General features: G+C 43.7%; 12 protein-coding genes. 5 read left to right on the forward strand and 7 right to left on the reverse strand.

Annotation, left to right across the window (positions count from 1 at the left end; genetic code table 11):
- Window position 1 precedes the first annotated feature (1 nt).
- On the reverse strand, window positions 2-1,981 hold the full coding sequence (locus QUF19_RS18315) for a bifunctional 5-dehydro-2-deoxygluconokinase/5-dehydro-2-deoxyphosphogluconate aldolase (protein WP_286301858.1): 1,980 nt from the start codon (window positions 1,979-1,981) through the stop codon (window positions 2-4).
- A gap of 662 nt (window positions 1,982-2,643) precedes the next feature.
- On the opposite strand from QUF19_RS18315, the gene QUF19_RS18320 reads away from it, so the two are divergent.
- The 4 genes from QUF19_RS18320 to QUF19_RS18335 all read left to right on the forward strand — a co-directional run bounded on the left by QUF19_RS18320 (window position 2,644) and on the right by QUF19_RS18335 (window position 7,442).
- Window positions 2,644-3,657, forward strand: a complete 1,014-nt coding sequence (locus QUF19_RS18320; RefSeq protein ID WP_286301859.1) for a sugar ABC transporter substrate-binding protein — start codon at window positions 2,644-2,646, stop codon at window positions 3,655-3,657.
- An 81-nt stretch (window positions 3,658-3,738) separates the two neighbouring features.
- The gene (locus QUF19_RS18325; protein WP_017111581.1) at window positions 3,739-5,232 is read left to right on the forward strand and encodes a sugar ABC transporter ATP-binding protein; all 1,494 of its coding nucleotides are present in this window, start codon (window positions 3,739-3,741) and stop codon (window positions 5,230-5,232) included.
- Window positions 5,233-5,270: 38 nt separating this feature from the next.
- Window positions 5,271-6,287: an ABC transporter permease gene (locus QUF19_RS18330; RefSeq protein ID WP_017111580.1), complete on the forward strand. Its 1,017-nt coding sequence runs from the start codon at window positions 5,271-5,273 to the stop codon at window positions 6,285-6,287.
- A gap of 321 nt (window positions 6,288-6,608) precedes the next feature.
- Window positions 6,609-7,442: a MurR/RpiR family transcriptional regulator gene (locus tag QUF19_RS18335; RefSeq protein WP_286301861.1), complete on the forward strand. Its 834-nt coding sequence runs from the start codon at window positions 6,609-6,611 to the stop codon at window positions 7,440-7,442.
- A gap of 65 nt (window positions 7,443-7,507) precedes the next feature.
- On the opposite strand, the gene iolG is transcribed toward QUF19_RS18335, so the two are convergent.
- Entirely contained in the window at window positions 7,508-8,494 is a 987-nt protein-coding gene (iolG, locus tag QUF19_RS18340) for an inositol 2-dehydrogenase (RefSeq protein WP_017111578.1), read from the reverse strand.
- 371 nt (window positions 8,495-8,865) lie between these two features.
- On the opposite strand from iolG, the gene QUF19_RS18345 reads away from it, so the two are divergent.
- Window positions 8,866-9,693 carry a sugar phosphate isomerase/epimerase family protein gene (locus tag QUF19_RS18345; RefSeq protein WP_286301865.1) on the forward strand — a complete coding sequence of 276 codons (828 nt, stop codon included), beginning with the start codon at window positions 8,866-8,868 and terminating at the stop codon, window positions 9,691-9,693.
- 155 nt (window positions 9,694-9,848) lie between these two features.
- On the opposite strand, the gene QUF19_RS18350 is transcribed toward QUF19_RS18345, so the two are convergent.
- The 5 genes from QUF19_RS18350 to QUF19_RS18370 form a co-directional block, all read right to left on the reverse strand.
- A complete protein-coding gene (locus tag QUF19_RS18350) occupies window positions 9,849-10,694 on the reverse strand; it encodes a MurR/RpiR family transcriptional regulator (RefSeq protein ID WP_017111576.1) in 846 nt (281 codons plus the stop codon).
- 75 nt (window positions 10,695-10,769) lie between these two features.
- A complete protein-coding gene (locus QUF19_RS18355; RefSeq protein ID WP_017111575.1) occupies window positions 10,770-11,597 on the reverse strand; it encodes a class II fructose-bisphosphate aldolase in 828 nt (275 codons plus the stop codon).
- A gap of 14 nt (window positions 11,598-11,611) precedes the next feature.
- The gene (locus QUF19_RS18360) at window positions 11,612-12,484 is read right to left on the reverse strand and encodes a 5-deoxy-glucuronate isomerase (protein ID WP_280619480.1); all 873 of its coding nucleotides are present in this window, start codon (window positions 12,482-12,484) and stop codon (window positions 11,612-11,614) included.
- Window positions 12,485-12,683: 199 nt separating this feature from the next.
- Entirely contained in the window at window positions 12,684-13,670 is a 987-nt protein-coding gene (gene iolC / locus QUF19_RS18365) for a 5-dehydro-2-deoxygluconokinase (protein WP_017111573.1), read from the reverse strand.
- A 9-nt stretch (window positions 13,671-13,679) separates the two neighbouring features.
- Window positions 13,680-14,858: a Gfo/Idh/MocA family protein gene (locus QUF19_RS18370; RefSeq protein ID WP_102282116.1), complete on the reverse strand. Its 1,179-nt coding sequence runs from the start codon at window positions 14,856-14,858 to the stop codon at window positions 13,680-13,682.
- Window positions 14,859-14,874: the final 16 nt, after the last annotated feature.

Consider the following 14,874-nt stretch of genomic DNA (forward strand, 5'->3'; position numbering starts at 1 on the left):
TTTAGTTGGAAATGAATGAAGGTGCGGCTTGTGATTTAAGACGAGATTGTGAAGATGACTGACAAGATGTAGATAAATTGCGTTGCTGCCACGCTCTAACCAAGATCGAATAGTTTGACTTGATTTGGCTAATTAGCTCCTCATCATTAATATCATTCGCAAGCCACAAACTTGATGGCAATCCAAATATTGTTCGCCCAACCGCAAAACCTTTTACCAGCGGACAATTTGCTGCAGCATTAAAGCCTGCTTGTACCTCATCTAATGGCGCATCAAGCCCAAGAATCAAAATACCTCGACAATGTGGGTCATTGTCTTGTATCAACAACTCCACTTGTTTCCAGGACGACTCAGAAAGCGGCGGTAATTTCCACCAGTCAGGTTTAACACCAATGGAATAGAATTGATTCATCAGCGTGAGATACTGCTTATCACCCAACGTCATTCCCTTAGGTAAAATAACCTCTAGCAGCAATTCGTGACCCGATTGGCAACACGCGTCATAGACTTCTTTAACTGTCTTTTCTTGTGATAGACGCAAGGCAATGCCATCGTCTGGGTGGCAAAATACTAAACACTTCACCACATGTTCTAATGGCCAAGTACGCAACTGGCTGCCGATGTCACCATGCTCTAATTGCAAAGGTCTGGATCCTGGTTCTTCTATCGGTCGACCAATCCAAGTACCTGTCCCGGTAGCAGCATTAAGGACATGCTGACCAAAAGTGCCATCACAGAGCAGACCAAACTTTCCAGCCAGACTCTCTTTTTGGCTGACATCTAACGACGCCTTATAAATTAACTGTTTCAATATGGAAATACGGTCAAAATCGGCGCCAGCGTCTTTGGCCATTTGTTCAAACTGACTACGGTGATCGAATGCTAGAACACATAACTCATCCCACTGAGTTTGACGTGTCGTAACTCGGTGTAAATGGTTTAATTGACTGTCTTGATCTGGTCGTAATACATCTTGGGCACGAGCTAAATAGTTATCTAACTCTTCTTTTGTAGGCATCGCTGGCGCACAGCCATGGCGTGATACCACTAATGCGCCACACGCGTTGGCATAAGCGCAAGCTTTCTCCCAACCTTCATCATTGAGGTAACCTCGTAGCAGGCCAGACATAAAGGCATCACCTGCACCAAGTACATTAAGAACATCCACTTTAACGCCTTCGACAGTTATGCCCTCATCCAGCGAATCAGGCACATCACCAGAAAAAACAGAACTACCCAACGCACCTCGCTTACACACGAGTTCAGCCAGGCACACAGATCGAACCGACTTTAGAGCGACAACTGTATTTGTGGAGCCGCCCGCAATATGAAACTCCTCTTCGGTACCAACAATAAGATCGAAAAGGGGTAACACTTTCTGAAGTTGATGCGTCACTTCAGCAGAATCGATATAGCGAGTTTCGCCATCGCCAAGGCTAGTTAATCCCCAAAGGACGGGCCGATAATCGATATCTAATGCAGTCTTCACACCATGCTTACGAGCGTATTTTAAGGCGAGTAATACCGCATCTCGGGTCTGTGGGTTTGAAAGGTGAGTACCTGTAATCGCTAAGCATCGTGCAGAGGCTATGTAAGATTCTGAAATATCGTCTACGCTGAGTGCCATGTCGGCACAATTATCACGGTAGAAAATTAATGGAAACGTCTCCTCATCTTTGATGCCTAACAATACTAAAGCCGTTAAACGATCACGATCGGTAATGAGATGGCGAGTATCAACCCCCACAGATTGCAACTCCTCACGAACAAATCGCCCCATATGCTCATCACCAACTCGAGCAAGCATTGACGATTTTAATCCAAGCCTTGCTGTCCCGTAAGCAACATTGCCTGATGATCCCCCTAGATACTTAGAGAACGACCCCATAGATTCTAATCGCGAGCCAATTTGTTGCCCATATAGATCAACCGCCACTCTCCCCAGACAAATCAAATCCAGTTTTTTTTCTTCAAATTGCATATCCCATTCCTTGTAGACAAATTGGTTCGCTTATTCATTCAGCTTTCATCGAGTGCAGAGATCAAACTCTGTCGCCTCTGCAAACTAAAACTCAGCTAAGAGAAATAAATCCCGCCTATAGACTGCACCAGCCCTTTATATGAAATAAAAATTCCAAAATCAATTAAAAACGAAACATACAATTCATTAAAGTGATCCAGTTTACATTTAATGTTGAAATTAGACTTTAATCTCAGAAATTGAGGAAATTTCAGAAAATTTTTTTCACCAAATTTTTCATATCAACAATTTTAAAGCCTATATTTTTTTAACAATTAAAATCAATGACTTAGCGACCACAAGAATGAGCGTTTAATTTTTAATACCATTAAAATCAATCAGTTAAATAAACCCTGACGCAGCATAAAACTTAACAACCACAAGATCTATGTAACAATTATAACAATTGCGCAGTATATCTAATAGCTAAACGAAAATTCTAAATATATAGTTACCCACAATGAATATGAAAAATATTTTTCATTAAAGAGGTAAGCTTAAAACGCCTATTTAAAGGAATGAAAGTTGCCAAATTTCTAAGACAAATAGAAGTGTTCTTAGGGATTCAATCACAAAATATCTTGTGATTGGCAGAAGCAGTGATAACAACAAGGAGACATAACATGTCATCGATAACCAACACATTTTCAAAATTCATACGCCGTTTTGCTCATAAAACCACTCTCTTCCAAAGCTCAACAGCAAGACGAGTAAAAACAGGATTCATTGCAATAGGCTTACTTGGTCTTGTTGCCTGTGGTGGTGAAGAGACAAAAAATGATGTCGTCACAATAGGTGTCGCAATTCCCAACTTTGACGATACATTTCTTGTAAATATGAAGGATTCCATGACGGCATACGCTGAAAAACAAGACAACGTTGAACTCATTTTTGTCGATGCCAAAGAAGACACAGTCAAACAGCTTGGCCAAGTTCAAAACTTCATTATCCAACAAGTCGACGGCATCATTTTAGTTCCTGTTAATACTGACGCGACCCAACCAATGACAGACAAGATTCTAGACGCAGGGATTGAACTCGTTTACCTCAACCGTCGTCCTTCATACTTACCAGAAGGTGTGGCATATGTCGGTTCTGAAGAGCTGCAATTTGGCAAAGAACAAGCTAAGTACGTCGCAGATAAAAGCGAAGGCGGCAACATTGGTATTTTGATGGGCATGATGACAATTGAAGCTGCAATTCTCCGTACTGAAGGCGTCGAAGATTACTTCCAAGACAAGCCTGATTTCAACATCATCCGCAAGCAAACCGCATTATGGCAACGCTCGCAGGCAATGGTAGTAATGGAGAACTGGATCAATTCAGGAGACAAACTCGACGTAATTATTGCCAACAATGATGATATGGCGCTAGGTGCAATTCAAGCTCTGCGTGCTGCAGGAAAACTAGATGACACGATTGTTGTAGGCGTTGATGCAACTCCTGATGGGTTAATGGCAATTGAAAATGGGGCGCTTGATGCCACTGTATTCCAAGATGGGGGTGGCCAAGCACGTGGCGCAATTGATGCGGCAATCAGTGGCATCACGAATCAACCTCGCGAGAAAATCACTTGGATCCCTGCAGAGCTTGTTACCAAAGACAACCTCGAAGAATTCAAAGCTAAGCAAGGCTAACGCCCTCTTCACTCATATGTTCTATGTACCAATCCACTGACAAGGTTAAGTGCATAGAACATTTCAATCGGAGCAGTAAATATGAGTCAAGCCTTACTAGAAATGCGTGGAATCTCAAAGTCATTCCCTGGAGTGAAAGCCCTTGATAATGTGCAACTCACATTAAAAGAGGGTCGTGTCATGGCCTTAATGGGTGAAAATGGCGCAGGAAAGTCCACTCTAATGAAAGTTCTTTTTGGTATTTATCAAAGAGATGACGGTACTATTCGTTATCAAGGTCAGCCTGTGAATTTCAGTGGTGCTAAAGATGCCCTTGAAGCCGGAATATCGATGATCCATCAAGAGTTGTCCCCAATACTTCACCGAAGTATTGCAGAAAATATTTGGCTAGGTAGAGAGCCGACCAAAGGACCATTCAACCTTATCGATCACGGTAAAATGTATAGCGACACCACCAAACTATTAGAAAAACTGGACCTGCAACTCGACCCTCGAACGCCCATGAGTGAGCTTACGGTAGCCACAATGCAGATGATCGAGATTTCGAAAGCCATCTCTTACCACTCCAAGGTCATCATCATGGATGAACCAACTTCAGCCCTTACAGGTAAAGAAGTAGACCACCTATTTGAGATCATTGAACTACTGAAATCTCAGGGTGTGGCCGTGGTATATATCAGCCACAAAATGGATGAGATCTTTCGTATCTGTGACGACATTACTATCTTTCGAGATGGTAACTTTATCGGCGAAAGAGAAGCATCTTCTACTAATAACGATGAACTCGTTCACATGATGGTAGGACGTAACCTAGGCGATGTTTATCCTCCGATCACCGCCAAACCCGGAAAAGTCAGATTAGACGTCCGAAACCTCACTGTTGAGGGGCAATTCAGTGACATCAGTTTCAAATTGCATGAAGGTGAAATTCTTGGCATTGCAGGTCTTGTTGGCTCTGGTCGCACCGAATTGATTGAAACTCTGTTTGGCGTAAGACAAAAAGATGTCGGTGAAATTTGGATCAACGGCGATCAAGTAGAAATAAAAACGCCAACCGATGCCATCAATCACAAAATGGCCTTTCTAACAGAAGACCGACGTCACTCCGGGCTTTACTTGATGTTGGATATTTTCGCTAACACCTCGATCGCCCATCTTGATGCTTATCGTAATAAAGTCGTTAGCCTACTTGATGTAAGAAAAATGCAAAAAGACTGCTCAACGCAATGTTCGACTCTCAAAGTAAAAACGCCAGGCATGTCTGAAGCCATTGATAATTTAAGTGGTGGCAACCAACAAAAAGTATTACTCGCGCGTTGGATGTTAACGAAACCAGACATTCTCTTTCTCGATGAGCCGACTCGAGGCATCGATGTGGGTGCCAAATCTGAGATCTACAAATTAATGCGTCTTCTCACTGGTATGGGCAAAAGCCTTGTCATGATTTCATCTGAGTTACCGGAAGTCATTGGAATGAGTGACCGCATTCTCGTCATGCACGATGGGCAATTCAAAGGTGAACTCGACGGTCACGAAGCCTCACAGCAACAAGTCATGTCATTAGCATTCAACTAGAAACAATAAGCTAGTCCAACATATCAAGGAAAGTCGTTATGATAGCTAAACTTCTTCAAGCCACTTCGGAACAGCCGGAAACTGGCAAAAAAACACGTTTTTTATCCAAATACGCAATCTATGTCGTCTTTGTCGCTATGTGTATCGTCATGAGCATTTTGTCTCCGGTATTCCTTACCGTTGCCAATTTACTTAATGTAATGACTCAGATGGCCAGTATTGGTCTACTCGCCCTAGGTGTAACGATCATCATCATCACTCGCGGAATCGATCTGTCTTCCGGCTCAGTGCTAGCGGTAGCTGCGGTAGTCTCTGCCAGTACAGCTCAAACCCTTGATTGGGGGATGAGAATGTACCCCAACCTGCCTGAGCTGCCTGTTATTGTCCCGATTTTGGTTGCATTAGGAGTTGGTGCTCTCTGCGGGTTGATTAACGGCGCACTCATCGCTTATACAGGAATCCCTCCATTCATTGCTACACTGGGCATGATGATCATCGCTCGTGGGGCTGCATTACTCTATTCAGACGGTCGCCCTATCAGTAGCCTAATCGATTCATACCAATGGATAGGACAAGGAAATATTGCGGGGATCCCCGTGCCTGTGGTGATATTCCTCGTTATGGCATTGTTCACTTATGTGCTCCTCAACTACACCAGATTTGGCAAATATGCTTACGCTATCGGCGGCAACGAAACAGCGGCTTACGTATCGGGGATCAACGTCACCAAGTACAAAATTCTCGTGTACGTTTACGCTGGCCTGCTAGCTGGTATTGCAGCGCTTATCTTGACTGCTCGAATCAACTCAGGTCAACCCGGCTTAGGTAACATGTATGAGCTTGATGCTATTGCTGCTGCCACTGTTGGTGGGGTATCACATGCCGGCGGAATAGGAACAATCCAAGGCACGATCGTAGGTACCATGATTATGGGTGTCCTACAAAACGGACTCGATCTACTCAACGTATCAGCCTATTGGCAGCAAGTAGTAAAAGGCTTAGTGATTGTCGTTGCCGTCATTTTTGATATGAAACGCCAAAAGAAAAGTAAGTAGCCATAAGATAATTTACAGTCATCATGCTTAAGAACGCATATTTGATAAATAGAAGCACCTAGAAATAATGTAAGCCGTCGACAGATAGCTCACACAAAAGTTGAATGTAGGGTCCTCAAGTGAGGTTTTCCATGCCACGTAAGTTCATCACTCTCGTGGCATTTTTTTGTTTATAGCACGACTGTCGTATCGTTTTAGTCAGTGTCATAGCAAATGAAATAAATGTTTCATTTAGACCTACTCAACTTCACATCACCTATTTACTCTGTAATATAAGAAGCATTCCGCTCCCTTTCTCCATTAAATTTAGGATGTTGTTTTATGCATGTTGCAACGAATTTCAACGAACTAGAAAACCAAATTCGTTTAAAACACAGTACGTTGAGCAAAAGGCTACAACAAGTCGCGCATTACGTACTCGAAAACTCAAACAGCATTGCCTTTGATACCGTTGCCGTGATTGCCAAAGCAGCCGATGTTCCACCTTCGACACTCATTCGCTTTGCAAATGCCTTTGGATTTAAGGGTTTCAACGAATTAAAACAAATATTTCGACAAAATCTTGTAGAAGAAACCACGAGCTACACTCAACGTACGCGTCTAGTTAAAGCGCTTAACGATAAAAACCTTCGAGAAGAACCTGAAGACATCTTGTACGAATTTGCTCAAGCCAACTCACAAGCAATGCTGCAGTTAGCGAAGCTGACCTCTCCAGAGAAGCTAAAGCAAGCAGTCGATGTTCTGGACAGTGCCGATAACATTTATCTGATCGGCCTTAGACGCTCTTTTAGTGTGGCGTCATATCTCACGTATGCACTACGTCACATCGAATGTAGAGCATTCCTTATCGATGGTTTAGGCGGGATGTTTGAAGAGCAAGTCAGTATGGTTGGACCGAACGACGTGGTTGTCTCAATTAGCTTTAATCCATATGCAGAAGAAACGATCAAGCTGTGTGAAATAGCGTCCAAAGCAGGCGCCAAGCAAATAGTGATTACCGACAACCAGATCAGTCCACTGTCGGAATTCAGCGACGTGTTCTTTACCGTTAAAGAGGCCAGCGTCGATGCATTTCGATCACAGTCGGCTTCATTGTGCCTGGCGCAATCCTTGGCAGTATCACTCGCGTTTAAAAAAGGCAGAACACTCGATTAATTCCAAGTTCTGCCTTGATAAACTAGTAAGAAGCTAGCAAACGGATAAAGCGACAAACCTATTGGCTAAAGTTTGACTGTTGCCCCTGTTTTCATGGACTCTAGAGCAGCCTCAGCAAGCACGAGAGCAAACTCACCATCTTTACCGCTGCAAAGCGGCGATGCTTCACCCGCTAGAATCTCAACAAAGTGATCCCATTCATTAATGTATGCTTGTTCGTAACGCTCTAAGAAGAAATGTTGGGGTTTCGCACTCACACAACCAGTATCTCCCCAGTGCTGCACGAGGTCCTCTTTCATATTACCGGCTTGCAGTAGGCCTTTTTCGCCATGTAGCTCAAGTCGCTGATCATAGCCATAGCCAGAACGACGACTGTTTGAAATAGTGGCAATCGCGCCGGACGGAAAGTTCATGACAATGACAGCAGTATCAATATCTCCGGCTTCACCAATGGCCAGGTCAACCATACAACTACCGTGTGCCGTAATTGAAATTGGATCCTCTCCAAGAATAAAGCGCGCCATATCAAGATCATGGATACTCATGTCGCGAAACATACCACCGGAAGCTTTAGCATAGTGTGCCGGTGGTGGTGACGGGTCGCGAGACGTAATCAATAGCGATTCTGCTTTGCCGATCACACCTGCACCTAGCTGACTTTTGAGCCTGCGAAACTGAGGGTCAAAGCGGCGATTGAAGCCAACAAGCATTGGCACCGGATATTGTTCAATCACACCTAGACAATCACGAACACGGCTCAATGCTAAATCGATAGGTTTTTCACATAAAATCGTCTTACCATTCTTTGCAGCTAACTCAATAAAATCAGCGTGAGTATCGGTTGCAGAACCAATACATACCCCATGAACATTGGGATCTGCCATAGCCTCTTCAATGGTTTGAATCTTTGCGTTGTACTGCCTAGCAAGTTGATTCGCTCCCTCCACATATGGATCGACAATAGAATATAAGGTTGTTCTCGGATGATTATTAATATTAACCGCGTGAACATTGCCAATGCGTCCTGCACCAAATAAAGCGATGTTAAACATACTTTCCCTCATGACGTAGAGTTACTGCCTAAACGAATAAACAGCGATAGCTAAATACAGTCACGTATTCGTGACCCTCTGATTTCCAATTTACATTCCATTTATTATTACCTGAATTAGTCACTCCCGAACACGAAAATCACTAACCGAAGCAACAAAATGAAAAAATATTATCATTAAATTTACATGACTATAAAACGTAAATCTACGCATTAAAGACCAAAAAGTAGCCAAGTTTAAATTTACCCAGTTAACATCACAGATAGAACACGTAACGATGGAAAATATTTATCACAAGAGAAACAATAGTGTTGACGCGATCATCTACGCCAACAACACAAGCTTTTTGGCAACTGACAAAGGATTACTTTATGCGCTATGCACTACACGGGATGTGTTCACTACACAATAATATTGTCAGCGATATACGTTTGGCCAAAGAAACAGGCTATGACGGGTTAGAAATTCATACGGAAAAATTGTGGCGATACATCAATGCTGGTTTAACAAGCCAAGCCCTAAAAACAAGGTTGAATGACGCCAACATTACGCCTTCTGCGATCGATATTATCGGTAGTGTGGAGAGTACGACCAAAGAAGCCCAAAACCAGTTGTTTAAAGACACAGAGATTCTGTGTCAGTTTGCCAAAGACATTGGTGCACCAACCATTCAATTAAACGCTTTCGAGGCGCTGACGGGCCTATCAGTTGAAGATAACATTCGCATTACTGCTCAAAACATCCGCAATATAACCGATATCGGAAAAGAGCATGGAATCCGCTTCCAATACGAAGGTGCTGCATGGACCCCCATTGCTACCTTAGAGCAATATTATCAATTACACGATGCCGTCAGCCGAGATAACTTTGGCTTTGTGCTCGATACTTGGCACTTCTGGGCATGTCGCGGAGCAACACCAGAAGACATGGCAAAGATCGATAAATCGCTCATCTACAATGTTCACCTTTCCGATGGACACCGTCCTGAAGTTGGTGCGCCTTGGGTCGATGAAAAAGAACTTAGAGACTGCTTGCTAGGCCAAGGAGACATTCCATTACAAGAGTGGACGTCAGCTATTCAAAGTACGGGGTATGATGGGTTCTATTCAGGAGAGTTTCTCAATGATCAACTTTGGGAAAGTGATCATTACGACACCGCCACCAGCATGCTTTCAGGAATGAAGCGTTTGTTTTCATAACCAGAACACTCCAACAACCCTGATCCAAAAAAAAGCTACCAATACGGTAGCTTTTTCTATGCTTGGCAGTTACTTTCTTTAGGTTTTTCGCAAGCATTAAAAAAGCCAATAATTATCGGCTTTTTAGTGTTATTTAGAATGTTCTGAGGTAAACGCTATTTAATCTCACGGCACATCAAACTCACGGCTAATGTTTGAGCTAGGTACATCGAAGAACTCAATGAGCGAAAGCCCATCACCTCCCCTTCTTCCACTTCAAAACACACGTCCATCTTACTGCCATGCGCCATCATCTGGTTATCTGCAATCGCGATGATAGGAACACCTCGATCATGAGCACACTCTATGACATTACTGGTTTCCATTGCATAAGGGGCAAAAGTCACAGTAAGCAATACGTCTTTATCGTTCATATTGCGGATCATAGGGGTCAGCATCCCTCCATGGTCATCAAGTAAGACAACATTGTTATCTGACTTCATGAGTGCATACCAAAGGTAAAAGGCAACCGGATAAGCTCGGCGCATTCCTTGTATATATATCGTTTCGGCTTGATCCATCAAGCTCACAGCTCTTTCAAGCTTCTGTGGTGAAACCGATACTTGTAATTTTTCTATCGCTTCAACGTTAGCGACACCGTAATCATTAAAAATAGCGGTTGGCGATTCTGGTTGATATGTTTCTTGGTCTCTTGCTTTGCGCACTCGGTCTTTATAATCCCGAGGTCTATTTAGATATTGGTCTCTAAACAGAGCCTGCATTTGGCTAAACCCACTAAAGCCCATCGCATTTGAAAATCGACTTAATGTCGACAATGGTACATTAGCTTGTTCCGCAATGGTCGCCATAGTCTCAACGGCAACTAGCATAGGCTGGGCTAACACATAGTCCGCGACTTGCTGTAAGCGTTGACTCAGGTTGTCATAGCGTTTGACGATTAACTCTTTCAGAGAGTCTAAATCACTAGGCACATGTACAATCTCGTTAGTTTCAACTTCCATACCTAACTTCTTTCCCGTTAAATATTGGTTTATAAATCAATAATACCCCAAGCTTTAACACTTGGGGTATTAATTCTAAGATAAAAGTTCGAAGTTTCGAATAGCTTCATCTTTTACGTACGGCATTGCTTTTTGCATGAAGTAAATTCTATCAAACTTCTCTGGTTCATCATTCATATAGCCACGTAGGTTGTTACCTAAAGCCTGACGTAAGCAGGTGCCAATATTGAACTTAGAGACACGACTTTGCTTGAGTCTCGCCATATCCTCGTCTCGAATGCCACTAGCTCCATGTATCACCAATGGTATCGTCACTTCGGCAGCAATACGGTCAAGTAAGCCAAAATCAATAGTGCATGTTGGTTCGGTTAGACGGTGGACATTCCCGACAGAAATCGCAACACAATCAGCACCACTTTCGCGAGCAAATCTTGCTGCATCAGCTGGGCTGGTATCAATCGTTTTAATATGGTCACGACCTTCATCGTACGGCACAGAGCCAATCTCACCTTCGACTGAAGCGCCCAATGCATGAGCAACATCTGCGACTTTACGAGTTCGAGCAATGTTCTCTTCTAGACTCAGCTGTGAGCCATCAAACATCACCGAACTAAAGCCCGCTTTTAATGCTCGATATACAATGTCTTCTTCATAGGTGTGATCGAGGTGCAGACAAACTGGCACTGTGCTTTTAGTCGCTAGACCTAAAAACATCGCCGCTGCCGTTTCGACCCCATAAAAATCAACGACATCTTTGTTACACGCTAAGATGACCGCTTTGTTCACTTCTTCCGCAGCCTCTACAACGGCGCGAGCATCTTCAAAGCCAAAGACATTAAAACAGGGAACTGAATAATTTGACGCCGCAGCATCAGGTAATAAATCGTTTAAATTAACCAACATAACGTTTCCCTCTTTTACTTAAACTTGGCGATCATATCCTTGATGCCAGGAATGGTTTCAACCTGATACTCATGATGAGGGTCAAAGTGCTGAATCAAAGATTTAGACGTTTTCCCTACAATGATAGTGAAGTAATACATTTCATAGCCCGGCGCAGCAACACTCGGGTGGTAACCTTTATCAATCGCAATTACGGAACCAGTGCGAACGTGATAAACAGGGCCAAAATCATCTTCATGCTCGTATAAAAACTGGGCGCCAAAACCAAAATCAGGATTGAAACGGAATTGATACACCTCTTCGTACAATGTCTCTTTGCTGCCATCTTCTTTGATACGGTCTTCATCATGTTTATGCGGAGGAAAACCAGACCAGCCACCAGCGCCAACCGTAAATAGCTCACTGACAAGTAAGCGGCCACGTTTGTCTGCGTTACTTTGCCCAAGCACATGTTTGATCTTACGATGTGTTTTTGTATCATCTGAGCCGTATTGAACCATTTCAACTTCATCAGCACGAACGCAGAATGGTTCTAATGATGCATCAAATTTACCACCTGCAATCATCACATCTGCACTTTCACTTACACAATCAATGGTCGCTGTATAGCCAAGCGGTACATAAACAGATTCTGGCTCACCGTCCCATACCGTGCGACGCTTGCCTATATTGTCAAAGACTTGAGGCTTATCGACACCGTTACTCACTGTGATACAACACGTACCACCAGCAAGTACAACTACCGACTCATACCCTTCAACAGTGTGAGTGTGTTGCTCACTTTGGCTTAAGTGAACCTGGTTGAAATAACAAAGCGGTGTAACTTCATCGTTAACATCAACGATTGGCTGATTTTGATTATTAAATGGGGGTATATGCTTACCCATAATCCTTTCTCCTCATTTGTCGAGTCGTCATTGCAACTCAACATAGTTCTTATTATTTAATTCAAAACGAATAAAAATGTCGGACCGAGATGGTTCGTAATCCAAAGCGCATTAATGACTGAACGTATTAATGACTGAGAAAATTACCGATCCGACTGACTCATCCCTTGATTTGTAAAGAAGGTTTAAGTCAAAAGCGTTACGCTCGACTCTCAATGAAATCGAGTAGTTCTTCTTTCGTTGGCATTGCTTCAGTGCAGCTTTCACCACTCACATTGATTGCCGCAGCAGCCGATCCGTGACGAACACCGTCTTCAAGTTCACCATCATTGATGAGCGTCCAGATAAGACCGCCAGCAAACGAATCTCCAGAACCAAAGGGTTTGTTCACTTTGACTCGGAAGATCCCTTGTTCAAACTTATAGCCATCTTTGCAATACACTTTAGAACCAAGCTCTCCAGCCTTAATCACAACTACTTGAGTATTTTCACGTAGAAATCGTTCTGCCGTTTGGTCATCATCTTGATTGCCCGGTGCCAGGACCGTTTCCATCATGTCAAACTCTTCACGATTGCCGATAACAATGTCAGATAGCCCCGCAGCGATACCGTAATAAATGGACGCATCGACATCTGTGCGCCAAGAATATGGACGGTAATCCACATCAAGAATCACGATAGTGCCCGCTCTACGAGCATGTTCCATAGCAATGAGCGTAGCTTCACGGCTTGGGCTCTCAGAAAGTGCAGTACCCGTTACAACCAAAGTCTTGGAACTCGCGATGTAATCTGCGCTCACCTGTTCTGGTTTTATGGTTAGGTCTGATGCGTTGTTTCTATAAATCAGAACTGTACAGTCGCTTGGCTTCATCTCGGTAAATGCAACAGAAGTTCGAGAACCTGTGTCATCAGTCATCATTCCGTCAAGGTTGATACCCTGCTCTTGCATGTAACCTTTTACGTAGTCACCGAACGCGTCATTTGCCACGCAACCAATAAAGCCTGTTCTACCACCCAAACGACTAACTGCTACTGCGATATTTGCTGCAGAACCGCCAACGAATTTGTTAAAGCCTGAAATATCAGCCATGTCCGTATTGAATTCGCGAGCATAGAGATCAACGCCAGCTCGGCCTAATACGATGGCATCCAGCTTGCGATCTTTTGGAAGTGCAATCTTTGTCATAGTCAGTTCCTATCTGCTGTATTCAACCCAAGCAGCGTTTTGGTCCGCAGACTCCACGCACTTCTCACATAAACGAACACCTTCGATGCCCGCATCAATACCAGGGAACCAAATATCAGATAGCGCTTGCTGGTCGTCACGGTCTGCCGCGTCAAACGCAAGCGCGAAACGATGATAAAGGTTCGCCCAAGACTCGAAGTAGCCTTCCGCATGACCACCGCCCACGCGATTCACAGCAACGCCAGGCGCATCTTGGTGCAAGTACCCCATACCACGCTCAAGAATACGCGATGGCTCACCTTGCACTTCTAAGCGCAGTTGGTTTGGTTGCTCATCCCACCACTCAATTGATGCTTTAGAGCCTACGATTCTGATTTTTTGTTGGTGCATAGAGCCAGCATTCACCGCAGAAGCCCAAAGCGTGCCTACTGCGCCGCCTTTGAATTCCATCATTACGTGTGCGTTGTCTTCTAACGGTGTACGTGACTTAATAAAGCTCTGACGCATACACGCTAAACGATCGACTTCAAGGCCAGTCATCACTTCACACAAGTAAAATGCGTGCGTACCGATATCACCCAGTACATACGTTGGACCTGAAACTTCAGGGCTCACGCGCCATTTCAAGCCTGGATCGTTAAGTTCGTACTCTTCGTTATGAAAACCATGAGCAAACTGCATATTGATAACGCGGATGTCACCTAAATCACCACGCTGTACCATTTCACGAGCTTGCTGAACCATAGGGAAACCGCTGTAGCCATACATCACGCCAATCACTCGATTGTTTTGCTCAGCGATAACTTTTAACTCTTCCGCTTCTTCTGATGTAAATGTGATAGGTTTTTCACAAACAACATGAAGGTTTGCTTCGAGTGCCGCCTTACAGATTTCATAGTGTGTAGAATTTGGCGTCGCAATAGACACGGCTTGAATACCATCTTCACGCTGTGCTTCTGCTGCAAACATCTCTTTGTAGTTTGCATAACAACGATCAGGGTCTAATCCCAAGTTGGTTCCAAAATCTCTGCAACGCTCAGCATCTAAATCAAAAGCGCCAGCAACAAGCTTAAAAAGTCCATCTCGTTGTGCAGCGTTGCGATGTGAGTAACCAATCTGACTACCACGTCCACCGCCAATCATCGCCCAGCGTAGAGGTTGTTCAAAACGACGTTCTTCATTAAACATAATCTTGCTCCGTTAC

Source organism: Vibrio sp. FE10, assembly GCF_030297155.1.
Taxonomy (GTDB): Bacteria; Pseudomonadota; Gammaproteobacteria; order Enterobacterales; family Vibrionaceae; genus Vibrio; species Vibrio apostichopi.